Annotated in this window: 15 protein-coding genes; 5 read left to right on the forward strand and 10 right to left on the reverse strand. The window is 33.6% G+C overall.

Annotation, left to right across the window (positions count from 1 at the left end; genetic code table 11):
• Positions 1-491: 491 nt before the first annotated feature.
• Entirely contained in the window at positions 492-707 is a 216-nt protein-coding gene (locus tag P8625_RS15170; RefSeq protein WP_279651277.1) for a DUF3820 family protein, read from the forward strand.
• A gap of 9 nt (positions 708-716) precedes the next feature.
• On the opposite strand, the gene P8625_RS15175 is transcribed toward P8625_RS15170, so the two are convergent.
• The 4 genes from P8625_RS15175 to P8625_RS15190 all read right to left on the reverse strand — a co-directional run bounded on the left by P8625_RS15175 (position 717) and on the right by P8625_RS15190 (position 4,057).
• Entirely contained in the window at positions 717-1,085 is a 369-nt protein-coding gene (locus P8625_RS15175; RefSeq protein ID WP_279651278.1) for a ribosomal maturation YjgA family protein, read from the reverse strand.
• Positions 1,086-1,677: 592 nt separating this feature from the next.
• Positions 1,678-3,063, reverse strand: a complete 1,386-nt coding sequence (gene creD / locus P8625_RS15180; RefSeq protein WP_279651279.1) for a cell envelope integrity protein CreD — start codon at positions 3,061-3,063, stop codon at positions 1,678-1,680.
• A 56-nt stretch (positions 3,064-3,119) separates the two neighbouring features.
• Complete coding sequence (locus P8625_RS15185) at positions 3,120-3,416, reverse strand: winged helix-turn-helix domain-containing protein (RefSeq protein WP_279651280.1); 297 nt, start codon at positions 3,414-3,416, stop codon at positions 3,120-3,122.
• A 32-nt stretch (positions 3,417-3,448) separates the two neighbouring features.
• Positions 3,449-4,057, reverse strand: coding sequence for a hypothetical protein (locus P8625_RS15190; protein ID WP_279651281.1), 609 nt, complete (start codon positions 4,055-4,057; stop codon positions 3,449-3,451).
• Positions 4,058-4,333: 276 nt separating this feature from the next.
• Between P8625_RS15190 and P8625_RS15195 the strand changes: the two genes are divergently transcribed.
• Positions 4,334-4,705, forward strand: coding sequence for a DUF1801 domain-containing protein (locus tag P8625_RS15195; protein ID WP_322790492.1), 372 nt, complete (start codon positions 4,334-4,336; stop codon positions 4,703-4,705).
• A 12-nt stretch (positions 4,706-4,717) separates the two neighbouring features.
• On the opposite strand, the gene P8625_RS15200 is transcribed toward P8625_RS15195, so the two are convergent.
• The 3 genes from P8625_RS15200 to kdsA are packed head-to-tail and all read right to left on the reverse strand — an operon-like array spanning position 4,718 to position 7,507.
• The gene (locus P8625_RS15200) at positions 4,718-5,662 is read right to left on the reverse strand and encodes a transglutaminase domain-containing protein (RefSeq protein WP_279651282.1); all 945 of its coding nucleotides are present in this window, start codon (positions 5,660-5,662) and stop codon (positions 4,718-4,720) included.
• Positions 5,663-5,698: 36 nt separating this feature from the next.
• The gene (locus P8625_RS15205) at positions 5,699-6,649 is read right to left on the reverse strand and encodes a transglutaminase domain-containing protein (protein ID WP_279651283.1); all 951 of its coding nucleotides are present in this window, start codon (positions 6,647-6,649) and stop codon (positions 5,699-5,701) included.
• 39 nt (positions 6,650-6,688) lie between these two features.
• On the reverse strand, positions 6,689-7,507 hold the full coding sequence (gene kdsA / locus P8625_RS15210) for a 3-deoxy-8-phosphooctulonate synthase (protein WP_279651284.1): 819 nt from the start codon (positions 7,505-7,507) through the stop codon (positions 6,689-6,691).
• Between the two features lie 67 nt (positions 7,508-7,574).
• Here kdsA and P8625_RS15215 point away from each other — a divergent pair, with 67 nt between their 5' ends.
• From P8625_RS15215 to P8625_RS15225, 3 genes are all read left to right on the forward strand, one after another.
• Positions 7,575-8,573, forward strand: coding sequence for a M28 family peptidase (locus P8625_RS15215; protein ID WP_279651285.1), 999 nt, complete (start codon positions 7,575-7,577; stop codon positions 8,571-8,573).
• A 176-nt stretch (positions 8,574-8,749) separates the two neighbouring features.
• Positions 8,750-10,234 carry a S8 family peptidase gene (locus P8625_RS15220; protein WP_279651286.1) on the forward strand — a complete coding sequence of 495 codons (1,485 nt, stop codon included), beginning with the start codon at positions 8,750-8,752 and terminating at the stop codon, positions 10,232-10,234.
• 97 nt (positions 10,235-10,331) lie between these two features.
• Positions 10,332-10,856 carry a DUF4136 domain-containing protein gene (locus P8625_RS15225; RefSeq protein WP_279651287.1) on the forward strand — a complete coding sequence of 175 codons (525 nt, stop codon included), beginning with the start codon at positions 10,332-10,334 and terminating at the stop codon, positions 10,854-10,856.
• Between the two features lie 557 nt (positions 10,857-11,413).
• Here P8625_RS15225 and P8625_RS15230 read toward each other — a convergent pair.
• Genes P8625_RS15230 through P8625_RS15235 form a run of 3 tightly spaced genes read right to left on the reverse strand, consistent with a single transcriptional unit; the run spans position 11,414 to position 18,080 of the window.
• The gene (locus tag P8625_RS15230; protein ID WP_279651288.1) at positions 11,414-11,911 is read right to left on the reverse strand and encodes a hypothetical protein; all 498 of its coding nucleotides are present in this window, start codon (positions 11,909-11,911) and stop codon (positions 11,414-11,416) included.
• Positions 11,912-11,953: 42 nt separating this feature from the next.
• Positions 11,954-12,235, reverse strand: a complete 282-nt coding sequence (locus P8625_RS16295; protein ID WP_322790493.1) for an alpha-2-macroglobulin family protein — start codon at positions 12,233-12,235, stop codon at positions 11,954-11,956.
• Between the two features lie 7 nt (positions 12,236-12,242).
• Positions 12,243-18,080: an alpha-2-macroglobulin family protein gene (locus tag P8625_RS15235; protein WP_322790494.1), complete on the reverse strand. Its 5,838-nt coding sequence runs from the start codon at positions 18,078-18,080 to the stop codon at positions 12,243-12,245.
• Positions 18,081-18,194: the final 114 nt, after the last annotated feature.

The raw sequence follows: 18,194 nt of genomic DNA on the forward strand, positions 1-18,194 counted from the left end.
AAAAAGTCAACAAATGCAATGATAGCGATATAATTATTTTTGAAAGGCAAATTACTTTGATTAATGAGACTATTAAAAGTACCTCGTCCTAAGCAGACAAGCCAAAAATAACACCGCAAGAGCCGTTAAAATTAAAATCTGTTTGAGCTACAGCGAGTTATTTTAATTTAGGTTCGAGGATGATTATTTTTGAGTGTAGGGTGGTTAAGACTAGATTTTTTGTTTCTTTTTCATCAATGGAAAAAGAAAAATGGCTTATAAAAAGTGTTCAATGTAAAAACTAACTCGTTAAGAAAAGATGTTAAACATAGTGGTTTATAAGAATGATAATAAATTAAAAATTGTACTTCGGCCGTACTGAGAAATATGCTATCACTTCTCGATAGCGCTGCTGAGCCTGGCGGAAGTACAATCTTCATTTCATGTAACTACTTTTACTTGAAGAGACAATAAGCCTAAATGCGAAATAATAAACCATTAATCGTATTACTATGATGAATAACAAACAATTTTTAATCGATACGGCAAACATGAAAATGCCTTTTGGTAAATACAAAGGAACCTATTTAATCGATATTCCTGAGTATTATATTGTTTGGTATAAAAACAAAGGATTTCCGAATGGTAAATTGGGAACTATGCTAGAGTTAGTGTACGAGTTAAAACTAAATGGACTTGAAGACATTTTACGCAAGATTAGAAGATAACTTACAAACTTAATTTTTTTCTAAAAGAAGGGCAGTCCCTACTCCGAGGCTATACGCTACTAAATCGCCCATACTAAAAGTAGTACCCAATAGCATTGCTGCCAATCGATTCTTTTGTAGTCCGAGAAACTCTAAAAGAGGTACGAATTGTAAAAACTCTACAACATAAGCAAAAATAAGTACCGAAATGCCAATGGTTTTGTTGGAGAAGTTAAAGAATGCTTTTACCAAGTAAAAGAGTAAGATAACTACTAAAAAGTCACCCAAAGTATGTCGTGTAAATCCTGAAGTTTGGGCTATTACATTTCTAGCAAAAGAAGAAAGAGAAAGAGTAGGAAGTATTTTCGGTTGAATTTCATGGCGATTTTTTGTAATCATTCGCGTGTAACGATCAATTATCAAATATGTAGGTTAATAGTCCTTTAACTAAAATGTTTGGGTAACTACTGCGGATTCGAAAGTGGTTGAATCCGCAGTAATAGCTCTTACAAATTACTGTATGTTTTTTCTTATTTTCAGTTTTATAGATTCAATTATTTTTCCACTACTAAAAACAAAGAGTGCTATAATTCCAGAAAATATTAGCCCAGTGATAAATGAGAAATTACGTCCTGTATCAGAAATCACTATTTGCATCGCATCTTTCAGTTCAGGTGTAAACTCACTTTTGTTAAAAATTCCATCCCCATTAAGATCAAATTTTTGTAGGGCTAGCTCCGATGAAATGTCAGTATAAGCTGCTGTAGTTACTATCAGAAAATAAACTCCAAAAAATATCGTGGTGCTTATCCAAAACCATTTATTTTTACCTTTCGAAAATATTTTTTTCTTTTCAAAAGTAGTATGCCCAAAATCAGCATTGAAATCAAACTTGGAACTATTAAGTGATAAGGTAGGCTTATTTCTGTCATTTTTTTAAATATGCATAGCTGTTATACCATAGGATGTTTGGCATCGTTCTCAATCCTCATTAGTCATTTTGCCAATCTATTTTTCGGGATGCATACATTACTGAAGCAAGAATGATAAACAGTCCTACACTACCCACGAGCAACGCATAATTCTCCAGTTGAATAATCACGAAAATAAAAGCATATAGTATGCTGAGTGAAGTTCCAATGAATACTGGGAATTTAAAACCCTTTAAAATCGATTTGGAATACATTGTAATCAGGGCTACGACGGCAACAGAAGCAATTACATACGCTTTTAAAAAACTACTGTGTTCAGAAATCGAAATCAGCAGCGTATAAAACATCGTTAAGGCAACACCAATCATTAAATATTGAAAGGGATGAATCGAAATTTTACTCATAGTTTGAATTAGAAAGAAAATTAAGAAAGTAAGTCCGATGACCAAAAATCCGTATTTAGCCGAGCGTTCACTTTTTTGATATTCATCTACAGGAATCATAAAGTTTACACCGAAAGCATAGTCTTTTAAATTCGGAATTCCGTTAAAAGACTGTTGTGAAAAGGGTCGGTTGATATCCAATATTTTCCATTTAGCATTAAAACCAGTATCAGAGATTTTGTCGGAATTAAAAGGCAAATACTCTCCAATAAAATTGGCAGTTTTCCAGTTGGAATTGATATGAACCGTTGTTTCTTTACCAATAGGTATAAAACGAATTTGTTTGCTACCGTTGATACTTAGCGACAGATGAAAGTTGGTGTCTGATTTTTTAGGAAGATCTTCTTCATTCAAAAACGTACTTTCTAATTTATGAAGGTTTAAGTAATTGTAGTAGGCTTTTTCATTGCTGTGATCATCTTCATATTTAGATGTAAACGCATAGGTGTTTTTATGAAATTTAATCTCCACCAAATTATTCACTCCCTTTAAATTTGAGGTTTTTATAATCAAGCGTGCTTTGTTCCAAAGAATATCTTTTTCTTCAATATCTTTTTCGCTAAAATCAGGTGTTGGAAAGCTTCCTTCAATATCAATTTTACTGCTATATACAGCCGTTTTATAAATGCCACGCTTTTTTTCTTCAGGATTAATGGTAGATTTAATATTCAGTTCCTTCGGAAAAAAGTAAGCGTAGTTAATTTTCTCTTCTATTTCGGTTTGCGTTTCTTTTGTTTTTTGATTCTTTACAAACTTTTCTTTATAGGTTTTATAAGGAACTTTTAAAATAGGTCCATAGAGTAATACCTCTTTTCCCCATTTTTGATTGATTTCTTGTACCACTTCTTGCTGTCGGTTCATACGCTCCATGATTAAGCTTTCAATAAAAGATAAAGGAATTAATAAGATGAGAATTAAAACCCCAATCATTAACATTCTAGCAGTAATCGATGTTTTTACCCACTTTCCGAGTTTTCCATTTTGTTTGTTTGATGTTTCCATAGTTTGTTGTTTAAAAGAACTTTGAATTTCAAAGTTTAATGATAAAAAAATTAGTGTTATGTATTCTTAATTAGTTTTTCAAGAGCGTCTATATGTTTTTTAAACTCTTGTTTGCCGAGTTCGGTAGCGTAGTATCTTGTGTTTGGTTTTCTACCTATGAATTGTTTTTCTACTCTAATAAAATCTACTTTTTCTAAGGCTTTTGTATGACTTGCCAAGTTGCCATCTGTAGCCCCGAGCAACTCTTTAAGCGTTGTAAATTCGGCATATTCATTTACCATGAGCACCGACATAATTCCCAGTCGAATCCTATGGTCAAAAGCTTTGTTAATATTTAGAATAATGTTTTTCAAAAAAAGATGAATTATAAAGTACGAAAGTACGGTTACTTTCTGTCATATTTAAAATACATAACTGTGCCATACACAATATGCATTACGCCAAAACCGATTACCCAAAACCAAAAACCGTACCCCGGTAGCATCGCAGCAAGAAGTCCTAATACAACCTCAGTATACCCTAAATACCTGATGTCTCCCACCGTATATTTTGATGCATTAATCAACGCCAATCCATAAAAAAGCAACATCAAAGCACCTGTTTGTCCGTATTTTTGATGTCCTAAAATGATGATGATATAAATGGCACCAGCAACTAACGGAATAAGAAAATTTAAAAGTAATCTTCTGGTGGTAGCATCCCAGATTTTTTCTCCATTCTTTTTAGCCTTTCTAGTCGTTAAAAAGATAGCAGTAGCAATACTTAAAAAACCTACCAACAATAAAACAAAAATAACTATTCGGAAAACCTTTCCGTCCAACAGTAAATAACCATTAGAACTGTTGTTTACCAACCAATAGGCATACGCCGCTCCAATTAGTGCATATATCCCTGCTAAAATACCAGACAATCCACTCAGTGAAATAAACCGAGAAGATCTGTTCATTAAATTTTTAATTTCTGATATGTCTTTTAAATACTCTTCTGAACTCATTTTTAAAGAACTTTGAAAAACAAAGTAAAAGTAATTTTATGAAACTACCAAATAAAATTTTAATAGCAGGGTGATTGCATGAAGTATGAGTGACCTAATCTCATGAATAAGAGTTACTCATAACGTAAAGATTTCTCCTTCCAGGCGAAATGATATTTTTAAATGGATTTTAAAGGTAAATTTTTTAAAATCAATACAATAAGATCCCTAAATCACGTCAAATATTTTTTGAATACCCAGTATGCTTGCATCGACGTAGTTTATTGTATTTTTGAAATGATGAAGCCAGCCGAAGCCTATATACTCGAACAACCAGAACCATACAGGTCTATTTTACTGCATTTGCAAGTGTTGATAGAAAGCAGTTTTCAGAATTTAGAGCTACAATACAAATGGAAAATTCCTGTGTATTATAGTCACGGAAAACCATTATGTTACCTAAACGCATCTCATAAAAAAGGATTTGTTGATGTAGGATTTTGGGCAAAAGGCATTTTACAAGATTTTGATGCTTTTTTGGTTTCAGAAGGAAGAACAGTTGTTAAATCACTTCGCTATAGCTCAGTAGAAGAAATTGACGAAAAAATACTACTGCAAGTTATACAAGAAGTGACAAAACACCATCATAAAGGTTTTTGGAAAAAATAGTGCTTTCGTAATTTATTTTGCAGCTATAATGTATGACAAAGCAGATTTATTATTAAAGTATAACGTGAGTACTCCTGGTTTAATTTTATCAATAGCAATATTTGTATAAGTCCCACTGTTCGTTACTGAAGGATTCTTGGCATGTTTATCTTGTTTGTATTTATAAGTAATATCAGTATTAGATTCTAAGTTTTTTAAAGTGATAAAAATATTTTTAGGGTTGTTTAATTTACCATTGATAGGAGACACTATCTTAGCATTGCTTTCTAAAAAAGGTGTCCAAACCATGGGTAAGTGACTAAAAGAGTTCAAATCGGTTTGTTCAAGAAAGTCACGCCACTTTTTATCACTTGGGTAATGTGTTAGTTTAATTTTGTCTTTAGCAATATTGAAATAATTGAAATTAGGCACTTGTTTCAGTAAGTTAGAATCAAATTTAATTCCGTAAGTAGCATCAATTAAAACCCAATCATTATCAATCTTAACGGCATTCCAAGCATGATTTTTAAATTTTGGTTTTATACCGATGTCGGTGGCTGACATTTTAGTATATCCTTTGATTAACTCGTTTTCAATATGTAATAAATCACAAACTTTTTTAAATATAATAGCAATATCTATGCATACTCCTTCTTTTGATGAAATTGCTTTTTCAGCAATAGCATCATTAATCATTTTTCTTCTCCTTTTTAAATCATCCTTATTATAGTAAACGATAAGTTCTGGATCTTTGAGGGTTGAGTTATTTGAGTTTGAATAAAATCGTATGTTAGAAGTAAGCCAAGAAAAAAGAAATCTTGCTTTGTCTATGTCTGTGTTGAAATTATGATTGATTAGTTGAGTTAGCTCTTTGGTAGAATTTACTTTAACATGATAGTTTAATGAACTATTTTTTTCTAGATTTTGAGAGAAAGAGAGGTTATAAAAGAGAACAATAACAAATAAGCTTTTTTTCATGGCGTGTTTTAATTGAAAACTAAAGATAAAAAATAATTACCGAATCAAAAACTCAAGCATTACTTCTTTATCGATTATCAAAAATAATCGATTGCTGTTTTTACGAGGCGTTGATGTAATTATAGTACTATGGTTATGGGTAACTAGTTTGTCGGGCTTCACAGCATATCGATATCCACTATACCCTAAAGTTACTTTTTGACTTGGCTTCAAATTTTTAATACGTATTTCAATCGTTTTGTTTCCGTTTAGAATTCCTTTTTTAGGAGAAATTAATACCAAGTCAGATTGTAAAAAGGGCGCATTATAAATAGGTTGACTGTAAAATTCCACTTTATTCGTTCTTCCAACCCTGAGTTGCCAGCGTTTTTCTTCAGGAAAATGGGTTTTAAAATACTTTTCTTTTGGAATGTTATAATAGTAAGCGTTAAATAAGGAATGCCACCTATTATTGTTAACAACCCCCGCTGCCCAAGTAGCATCAATGTATATCCATTTACCATGCAGTTTTACAGCATTCCAAGCGTGATTAGCATTGGGTTTGGCATTGCCAATATCACGAGATGAATTTCTAATATGGCCTCTTATAACTTCATTTTCAATTTGAAGCATGGAGCATATTTTAGCAAAAGTTTGTGCGTATCCTTCGCAAATGGCTTTTCGAGTTGTTAAAGTTTGGTTTACAATACTGTCTTTTATTGCTTGCTGTTTTTCTAACTTTTCTTGCTCGTTTCTGTAGCTAAAATAAATTCGTTTTTGTGTAGGATGATAATAGGCATGTAAATCGTATTGTATATTATACGCAAGCCAATAAAATGCTGCTTGTACCTGCTGTTCTTCGGTATTAAAATCTTTCGCTATTTGCTGAGTTAGCCGTGCTACTTTTTTGAATTGTGGGTAATTATTTACTTTCTCTTCAATTAAAGAAAAGTCTTGTGCACTAACACTACCAGTTACTAAAAAGAATAAAAAAAGAAGCTGTTTCATATAGGAGTTAAAAACAATGACATGAAACAAAAACTGTGCCTATAAATTCGTAATCGTTTTTCTAATGGCAACCAAGTTGCTTAATAAACCTTCTAAATAATCGAGATGTAACATATTTGCACCATCACTTTTGGCATTGGCAGGGTCAAAATGAGTTTCGATAAACAATCCATCTACATGGTTTACGACACCCGCACGAGCAATGGTTTCAATCATGTCTGGTCTACCACCTGTAACACCACTAGATTGATTTGGTTGTTGTAACGAATGGGTTACATCTAATACCGTAGGAGCGTATTGGCGCATGGTAGGAATTCCGCGGAAATCAACAATCATATCTTGGTAGCCAAACATGGTTCCTCGATCAGTGATCCACGCTTGTTGGTTGCCGGCATCGTGTACTTTTTTTACGGCATGCTGCATGGCTTCTGGACTCATAAACTGTCCTTTTTTTAGGTTGACAACTTTACCCGTTTTAGCAGCAGCTACGACCAAATCGGTTTGACGAACTAAAAAAGCAGGAATTTGCAATACATCTACATATTGAGCCGCTTTTTCAGCATCAGCAACCTCATGAATATCAGTTACTGTAGGTATATGAAATGTCTCAGAAACTTTACGTAAAATTTTTAACGCTTTTTCATCACCAATACCCGTAAAACTATCAATTCTACTGCGATTCGCTTTTTTAAAACTTCCTTTAAATACATAAGGAATTTCTAATTTATCGGTAATAGTAATTGCTTTTTCAGCAATTCGCATTGCCATATCTTCTCCCTCAATGGCACAAGGACCCGCGAGTAAGAAAAAATTGTTTGAATTAGCATATTTTATGTTTGGAATATCAGTTAAAGCCATCCTTAAAAATTTTCGACAAAATTAAGAAATTAAATTGGCTATATTTAGGCTTTTAAATAAATAACGAATGAAAAAAAATTTATACCCATTAGCATTGCTAAGTGTATCAATTTTAGTATCGTGCAAACAAGTAAAAAGCACTGGTAACAAAGTTGCTACGAATGCTGTTGCGGTAATGCAGAAAAAGGAAAGCAGCCAAGTGTTCATAGATTCAGTTTTAGTAAGAAAACATGTATACACTCTCGCTTCGGATGAAATGGAAGGAAGGAGACCAGGAACTGAAGGGATGGAAAAAGCAACTCAGTATATAGAAAATGAATACAAAAGAATAGGGCTAAAAACCTTTGATACCTTAACTACCTATCGTCAAAATTTTGAATACAAAGGTATACCAATGAGCAATATCATAGGCTTGCTAGAAGGAAGTTCTAAAAAAAACGAATTTGTTATTGTGTCTGCGCATCACGATCATTTAGGCGTAAAGAAATCAGGGAATGGTGATCGAATTTTTAACGGAGCAAATGACGATGCTTCCGGAGTCGCAGGAGTATTATCATTAGCCGAATATTATGCAAAAAAAAGAACCAATGAGCGTAGTATTTTGTTTGTATGTTTTACTGCCGAAGAAATGGGCTTGGTAGGTTCTGAATACTTTGGAAAAGGAATTGACGCTAGTAAATTTGTAGCTGGTATTAATTTAGAATTGATAGGAAAACAACCCAAAACAGGGCCTAAAACGTCATGGCTAACAGGCTTTGATAAATCGGACTTTGGAAAAATAATTCAGAAGAACTTGGAAGGGTCAGGGTATGAAGTGTTTCCAGACCCATACCCGAGGTTCAACCTTTTTTTACGTTCAGACAATGCTTCGTTAGCACGTTTAGGAGTACCTTCTCACACGTTTTCAACAACACCTATTGATATCGATGCAGACTATCATAAAGTAACAGACGAAGTAGCAACTTTAAATATGACTGTATTAACAGAAACTATAAAAGCAGTCGCAAGAGGAACTGAAAGTATTATTGAAGGAAAAGATACCCCCACCAGAGTTACGATGGAGTAATTATATAGAAAACTGAATAAAAAAAGGAGCCTCAAGCTCCTTTTTTTGTTGGCTTTTAGTTGTTTTTTTTAGTGAAACGGTAATTAAATACATCTAAAATTATTTAAAATATTAAAATTATATTAAAATTTTACTATATTCGGAAAGTTTTAAAATAACCTTTAAACCCTTCAAAAATGAAAAAAACACTTTTAAGTTTAACAATTGTTTTTGCTATGATTTCATGTTCTCAACCTGATGAAGCAGTAGAAATACAACAAGAACAAAACTTACTTACACAGAAAGAAATCAACGCAAAAATTACTACTTCTCTAGAACAAACAGGAGATTTTGATTGGATGTCGCAAGATGCGCATACCATTTGGAGCGCCGTAAGTCTTGGAGATAATATTCTAACTATTGGATATGGTAGCGACGAAAACAATTATGCCAAAAGTGAAGAAACAAATTCGATAAAAAATGAGCTTATTGCTTTGGTAAAAAGTTTTGAACCAACTTCTAGTAAGGGAAGTATTGAATTATATGAAGACGAAAATATTAATGTTATTGACGTAAAAGTGACTCAAAAAGAAACGATACAAGTATTGTTAAACGATAGTAGAGTACGGTATATAGAACCAGCAGGATATCAATTTTTAACGTCAGAAGCACAAGCAAAGTCAGACTCTTCTAGTTCTTCTGGTTGTGGTTACGAAGCGACCACGTTAAACTCAAACGACTATCGAACGATAACACCAGGTGCTAGAGTACCTTGGTCATTCGATGCGCATAACATACCACAGGCGTGGAACTATAGTACAGGAGCAGGTGTTACCGTAGCAGTTATTGATACAGGACTGTCGCCTCAACAACGATGGATGAATCAGTATTTTAATGATGGATATTCTTCTGGAAGAACTGTTCAGAAATACGGAACGTTTGTAGATTCTTGGTGGTCATGGTCTAATAATTATGATGGCGTGAACGATAAATGCGGACACGGAACAAGCATGGCTTCTGCGGCTACTGCACCTAGAAATAACAATAATTTGCCAGTAGGAGTAGCTTACAATGCGAATTTAGTTTCGTATCGCGCCGTAGAAAATGTAGTAATTGACGATTATCATGAAAAGCGTGGGGTTGCCGAAGCATTAACTGCATTGGGTAATAGAAGTGATGTAAGAGTTATTTCAATGTCTATCGGTTCTCCGTTTAGTATTGGGCGTGTTGAAGATGCCGTAAAATATGCGTACAACAGAGGAAAAATGATTATTGCCGCAGGGGGTACTTCTACTTCTTTTACTACTTGGTACGGTGTTATTTTTCCTGCAAATATGAGTGAAACGGTAGCTGCCACGGGTGTTCGAGAAGGACAATACAGCAAATGTGATGTATGCCATACGGGGTCAAAAATTGATTTCACTATACAAATGCAACGAACTAATGGTACGAGTAATAAAGTACCTGTACTAAGTTATTACGATGGAAAGTCAGATTATGTGGGAGGATCGTCAGTAGCTACAGCAACTACAGCAGGAATTGCCGCATTGGTGTGGGCAAAGCACCCAAGCTGGTCTAGAGCACAAGTGTTACAAAAAATGAAAGAATCTTCTGATTTTTATCCGAACAAACATTCACAGTTTGGATATGGAAATATTGATGCGTTAAAAGCAGTTCAATAAAAATCAACTAACTAAACCAAGAAAAAGTCTCGTTTGTACGAGGCTTTTTGTATTTTTATAAGGTGTAGTTTGGTGTTTAATATGTAAAAAAATATTTATGAAATATGGTACGCTTCTTTTGCTATTGCTTTGTATAGGCTGTTCTTCTTCTAAGGTAGTGTATGACTATGATAGTACAACAGATTTTAGCGAATACAAAACCTTTAACTTTTTTGAAGATGTAGGTAAAGGTTTAACAGCATTAGATGTAAAAAGAGTAACCCACGAGGTAAAACTAGCCTTAGAAGCAAAGGGAATGCAATTGTCTGAAACACCAGCTATGTATGTGAATATTTTCGCTGAAGAACGAGAATCTCTTAATAGAAATACCATAGGTGTGGGTATAGGAAGTGGGGGAGCAAATGTTGGTTTCGGTATTTCTGGTGGTATTCCTATTGAAAGTAGGAAAATAAATCAGCAACTTACCATTGATTTTGTAGAGAGCAAGAACAATCAACTTATCTGGCAAGGAATTGCTACAGCTGATTTACGAGAAAAAATAACACCAGAACAAAAAATTGTATATTATCAAAAAATAATAGAAAAGGTACTAGATAAGTATCCTCCCAAAGATATTGAATAGTTATTTTTTCAATAATAGCAAGGGTTTTTAGGTGTTTAACGTGAGTTAGGTATCAGTGTTGATTTTAAGATTTTATCTTTAAAAGGGGTATTTCGACTGGAAGGAGAAATCTTTAAGTTATGAGTAACTCTTATTCATGAGATTATGTTACCAATACTTCGTTTTATCGATATGACACACTATTGATTTTTAGTGAATTCAATTTGATATTGTATCCCAGACTTACCTTTGTTTAGACTTTTCTCTTCAAAAGTAGCAGGCTTTAAGGCATCTTTAATCAGTTTATCAGGTTTAAAAATAGTATGGACACTTTTTATGTTGCTCGCAGTTACTTTGTCGACAGTTTCACTTTCTTCACTACTGCCATAATGGTGTTTATAAACAAAGCATAGTAGTCTTTTTGTAAAAACGTAGTAGTGTTTTGAGTAAAACATAGTAGTGTTTTCAACAAAACATTAAGGTGTTTAAAAAAGGTGTTTTTAAGTGGTGTAGTAAGGGTATAAAAAAAAGCCTCCAAAATTATTTTGAAGGCTTTGATTATATGTAGTATTACTTTTTTAGAATTGGTAACGGATACCTAAACCAAAGTCAGAGTTAAACCCGTCATAAGAATCATTGAATCCAATTTCTGGTCTAAAGTCTAAAGATAGGATTAATGGAATGTCAAAATTATACTCGATTCCAACTACACCTGAAGCAAACACAAATGTTTCAGATCCTCCTTCTATTGTTATACCATTTGATGTTTGGTCTTTAAAACTCCAAAACCCTAAACCACCACCAACGCCAGCGTACCAGTTAAAACGGTTTTCTAAGTTCCACACCCATTGGTATAATGCTGTTGCTTTAAACCCATCATAATTCTTACCATTTCTAAGACCTAAATCAATCTCTAAACGGTTGTTATCGCTCAATCTACGTTGGTAAGAGACTTCGGCACCAAAGCCGTCATTATCGCCAAAGCGAAGACCAAGCGCATTTTTTGAAATATCTTGAGCGTTAGCTGTAAAAAATGATATGGTTACAAAACCAATAAATAAAAATAATTTTTTCATAATTTTTAATTTAATGTTATCTGCTCGCTAAGATAACTTTTTTTATTTAATTACTAATCTTTTTCCTTTTGAATGACTGGTAAACTCAGGAGCATACATACTCTGTATTGTGGTAATACCATTGCTAAAACTCCCTGCATTATTTACTCGAACATCGTATTCAAATACATACACTCCTTTCGGTAGATAGTCAAAAAAGAAATTTGTTGCAGCATCTTTGATACTTTCATAATAACCTACACCATCTTGTCTTTTGTATTGTGATAGTGTATTAATAGGCTCAACTCCACTTGCTCTCATATCTTTCATGTGTACAAATTCCATGTCTCTGTCAGAGACGAAGTTCAATTCTAACAGTAAGCAAATCGCCTACTTTTAGTGGTGTGTTCTCAGTGAGTTCTTGAAGTTCTTTACCCGTATGAGTGTTTACTTTTTTAAATAGTTTTTTACTTAATTGTAGTGGCGTTTTTGCTGAGGTAATTTTATCTAAATCTTCAAAATACTGCCAATACAAACCACCCCAAGCGATACCTTTTCCTTTTTTAGTAATGTTAACGGTACTCATATCACTTGTAATTTCAGCACCACTCCATGATGTTTTAAAATAACCAGTACCTGCTTCGATTTTTGTATTTTCTAATTTGGTTGGACTGATAGTTTTTGTTCCGACGGTTACAGCGACCATATCGGTTACCGAAATCCAATCACTACCTTGTAATAATAAGGCATACACAGCTTCGGTGGTAGCTTTGGTAGTTTTCCAACGGTTGGTTTGTTTATTTTTTAACAACCATATTTTTAGGTTGTCAACAGTTTTGGTATCATTTTCAATTTCTGAAAAGGCTTCAATTAATAACGATTGTGTTTCAATAGGCGCTTGATGCCAGTACCAACTAGGTTGATTTTCTTTCCAGTACATTCCTAACTCATCAGAAGTAATACTGTTTTCTCTTAAAGAATTTAAAATTTTGGTAGCCACAGCTGTGTTACCGCTTCTAAATTGTTGTAAGGCAATTTGTCCTTTTCCATATAAATTAAATTCTTTCCAATAGGTGGTTGTTTGGTTTTTATAATAAGCTACAGCGGTTTTAAATGAACTGCTAATATCGATATGATTATAAAAAGAACGCATGTATAGATATTGAATGATGAAATAGTTTAGGTGGTTTTTCTCTAAATACTTGGTGTATTCTTTTTGTCCTTTTTCAGCCTTAATACGTTCAGCATTTTTTAGTAGTCTTTTGTACATATCCTCAATTTCAGCATCTAAAAAATGCACTGATTTTTTTATGAGTGCTGTAGTAGCTTCAGTGTTAAAAGTGATGCCTAACTTTTGTAAATGCCCGAAACCAGTAGCAATATGGTTTGTAATGTATATGTTGGGATAATCATTGCCTTTAAACCAAGGGAAACCACCATTATTTAATTGCATTTGTAGCAGTTTGTTCATGGTGTTTTGTTGTGCATTTTGCATGGTGTTCATATCAAATAACAAGGCAATACGTTTCTTTTGCTCGGTTTCTGACTGCGCATCACGCAACCATGGAGTTTCTTGAATGAGCAACGATTTTAATTCTTGATTTTTTTCTAAGTTGCTCAGCAAAGCATCTGAAGATTTCCAAGTATTGAAAACTTCTTGAATTCTCGGGTTTGAATTTACGATATGACTCGCCAGTGCGTTTGCATAATAACGGGCAAAGGTTTGTTCGCTACATTCATACGGATACTCCATTAAATACGGTAAGGCTTGTACGGCATACCAAGCTGGATTGGAGGTTACTTCTAATGTAAGTTTATGGTGATTGAGCGTAGTCGAAGTCTGATTTTTTAACTTATCCAATGTAAATGTTTTAGATTGATTAGAACGAACCCAAAGCGGCAAGGTTTCTGTAACCAACATTCGGTTCGATAAAACAGGCAATACGTTTTGTTCTCCGTCAGAAAAAGCTCCTGCTTTTGCAACAATTTTATATTGAATTGCTTGGTAGCTATCGGGAATAGAAAGGTGCCAAGACACATTGGTATTTCCGTTAGCGTCAACAGAAAAAGACTGGTTTTTAGAAGAGTTGTTTAACAAGTTGATTTCTTCTCCAGTAATCGCATCGGTTAGTGTAAGTTGTGCTGTTCCTTGTAAGTTTTTATCAGCGATGTTTGCAATTTTAGTACTAAAAGTTATTTGGTCGCCTTCTCTTAAAAATCTCGGAGCATTCGGAATAACCATCAATTCTTTTTGAGTTACAGTCGTGAGTGTTTTGCTTGCCGATTGCAATTCTTTGGTGTGTGCTAGTAATTGTAATTTCCAACGTGTTAAGGCTTCTGGAGTCGTAAAACTAAAGGTTACATTTCCGTTTTCATCTGTTTGTAAGTGTGGATAGAAGAATGCTGTTTCTTGTAGGTTTTTACGAATTTGTACTCCGTCTAAAGAAACTTTTTCTTCTTTTTCTTCTTCTGCTTTTTGAACACCATAAGCAGTTACAACCATTTCATCTAATAAATTTGCTGGAGCACCTAGAGTAGCTTCTTCTTCAACGGCGATTTCTCTTTCTGGAGAAGGAGCTATTCTAGTGCTCATTGCTAAAGCTTTTGGATACATATTTCTATTTCTTCCGAAGTAGAATCCAAACCAATTTAATTGGTCATATCGTTGTGTTCTAAATGAAGAGGGGTGTGCAGTATTTGAAATTCTAAAATGTTCGTTTCCAAAACTTTGGTATGCGTTAGCGCTACTTCCGTATGGAGAATATGTTAGGGTTTCAATAGGGGTAAACTCCCAATGATTTGGTTTGAATTCATCTAGAGAAACGTCGTACATACTTGCGAGTACTTCGGCAGTAACCTTATTGCTATGGTCGTTTTTAATGGTAAAACTCCATGTTTCTTGAGTTCCAGGTTGTAATTTATCTCTAAATGTATGAGTTTCAATAGCAATGGTTTCTTGTTCGTTTGCAACCGAAATAGGAATGGTACCACTTACAAAACTATTGTACTTTACAAAGTAGTATTTTACAACGAATCCACCAACATCCTCTTTTGTAACGGGGATTTTAATTGTTTTCAGGTTGTTGCTTACATGAATGAGTTTGGTGTTTAGAATGGTATAGTTTTTTTCTACTTGAAGGACTATAGTCATGTCTTTTGAAGCAGAACCAACATGCAATTCTACAATATCATTAGGTTTGTAACTTGTTTTGTTCGTTTTATAAGAAAACAGTTGTTTATCTACTACTTTTTTCTCGGTAATATCACTTACTGTAAAAAGTGCTTTGTCGGTTACTTTTTGTCCGAATTGATCTTCTGATTCTAAAGTGATTAGATACTTTCCAGAAATCCATTTTTTATAGTTGTCGAGTACAATTTCTTTCGACTTTTGAGTATCAAAGTGTTGCTCAAAAACCAAGGCTCCTTTTTTCCAATTTTCTGTATTTTCTTCTTCAGAAGTATAGGCGTCATGAGGAAATAGTTTTCTAAATTCTGTTTCTGAAATATCTTGATAGTCTGGAGTTTCCCAAGGTCTTTTACGTAGCGGATTTTTAGGTGCTTGTAGTTTGTGAATTTTAACAACTCCTTTTGCCCCAACAAACTCACCGTTTAAGTTGTTGCTTGAAATTTTAATGGTAGTTTCCTTTTCTGATTTTTGAATGGTTGATGGAATTTGTATGTTGGCAAGTAGGGCGTGATAACCTACTTTTACAACGGTGGTTGCCGAACGGGTCTCTCCATTCACATCGGTTACATCGGCAGAAACTTCATATTCAAAAACAGGTAAGTTTTCTCTGTTTACACTTTCATCGGGTAAGGCTTTGAACGTGATTGAAAAGTTGCCTTGCGTATCAGTGAATAACTCACCATGCGTAATTTCTTGCGCTTCTGAAGTAAATTGAGGTCTACGCCAGTACCACCAAATCGGATACTTTACTTTACGGTATACGCGATACACTACTTTGGCATTTGTAATTGTTGACCCAGCATAGGCTTTTGCTAATCCGTTTATGGTAATACTATCGTTTAATTTATACGTTTTTGTAATGGGGTTGAATTCAGTTTTAAACTTAGGGCGTTTGTATTCTTCTACCGAAATGCGAGCGATATACTCTTCTCTTTCAAAATCAAAATCTACAGAGTCGTAAAATTTACTTTCCTGTGTTTCACTTTCATCAATAGAGAACCAATATTCACCCGTCAATCCTGTATTTGGAATTATAATTTCTCCAGATCCAGAGCCGTATTCGTTTAGTTGTATATCGAGTGTTTTTACAGCTTCACCATTTACGTCGTGTAAGGTTATTTGTACAGGTTCATTGGTAAAAGGAATGGTTTTTTCTCCTTGTTTTTGAATAAAAATAGTTTTAAAATATACCGTTTGCCCAGGTCTGTAAATACTTCTATCTGTAAAAACAAAAGGTTTTATGCTTGTATATTCGTTGTTTGCGGTTTTGGTAGCTGGTTTTTGATATTTGTTTAGGTAATAATTGCCAAATACAGCGGCATCATTTTTGGTGGTAACGGTAACGTATACATTGCTGTAACTGGTGTTACTTTTAAAATAAGCAAATCCGTTTTCGTCGGTTGTTAATTTTTTGCGAATCGATTGTCCATACCTGTGTTTCTTATTTTGTAACAACAATTCAGCATTTTTAATAGGCTCTCCTGTGTTTCTATCGAGTACTTGATAGGTTTTTACCCCTTTGCTATCATTTTCAATTAAGGTTAAATTGGTTACTTGTACACTGGTTGTGCCATATAAAGAGGTGCTATTAAACGTAGGGTTTTGATGTGCTACAAGTATATAATTTCCTTGTGGAAGTTTTGGAACTACCACCTCAGTAGTATGTGGTAAATAATCGTTTTCGTTTCGTAAGCTGCTATTCCATGAAGTAACTTTTGTAAGTTTTTTTATAAAGTTAAAACGGTTTACTTCTCGATACATATTTTGAAGCTCTTCTAATTGTTTATGGTCAATTTTATAAGCTGAGAAGTATAATTTATCAATATTGTTATAGGTAATTAATAGCCTAGAATGCGCTTGAATAGGAACAATTTTTTCAGAAACAATACTCAGCGATGTAGCTGTAATTTGTTGTTGTAAAATGTTCGCTTTTTCGGCAGCAAAACTTTTAGGAAACTGCTCCATTATTTTATTACAAATAGCAAGGGCTTCTTTGTTTTTAAAACGAAAGTCTTCATTTTTTTCAGCTGTATATAAATTGGCTTGTTTAAGATAAACGCTCGCTATTTCATAACGGTACAATCCGCTAACTTCGTTGTTTTTTAAATTACTAACCGATGTTTTTAGTGTTTGTAACAATACCTCTTCTTTGTTATTAAAAGTTGCGTGTTTATTTACAAATTGTAATCGTTGAATATCTACATCGGTAAGTGCCTTAAGATGGTTGTTTTTTATATGAAAACTGATTAGTTTTTGGTAGATTTTTAGTGCATTAAACTGTAAGGATGTCTCATCTTTAGTGTTAAGGTTTAAGGTAGAAAAGTTCTTAGCGCTAGTTAGGTAGGAAGTGTCGTTAATTTTAAATTGATAATTAGGCTTAGTAATGTTGGTTTCGGGAGTTTCATAAAATTCTAAGGCATTATGCGCTAAAAAGTCAAATAAGGTAGGGCGGTACTTTTCAGAGTCTACTTCAGTATAAATAATGTCTTTAAAAGTGCGAACGTTAGTTGCTTTTAGTTGTAATTCGTTCTCTAGAGATTGCTGATAATGCTTATGAATTTCAGTAAAAAGGGTGTTTAAATCCCAAGTTCTAAAATCATCTACAGCAACTTTCTGTTGTGTTTTTGTACGATCGTAAAACTTCCATCTGTTTTGATTAAAGTATTGCCAGTAAAGGTTGGCTAACATACTTTCTAGTATGTTTTTTGAAGGAAAATCACTTTTGTTAATATGCTGTTTAAAATTATGTATAATTTGTAACTGAGCATCTTCTTCTAAAATTAAAGAATATTTACTCTTGTACAATAACGATTTTATAATTTGAGGAGCATTGTTGCTTTTTTCGGCCTTGGTATAAATAGTGTTGACCACTTGTAAGGCTGATTTGGTCAAGTTTTCTGACTCTAACTGACGAACTTTTTCCCATAAATTGTTATAGTTTTCTTGAGCATACGTCAGTGACGAAAATAAAATCATTAATAGAATCGGGGTTGTTTTTTTCATAATTTTAGTTATTTATTCATACGAAGCACTAAAAAATAGTTGTTTTTTACAAGCTAAATATCGTAAAGTCGCTATTTGAATGAGTGAACAAGACCATTTAAAAGAGTTTCGATT

The organism is Tenacibaculum tangerinum (genome assembly GCF_029853675.1).
GTDB lineage: Bacteria > Bacteroidota > Bacteroidia > Flavobacteriales > Flavobacteriaceae > Polaribacter > Polaribacter tangerinum_A.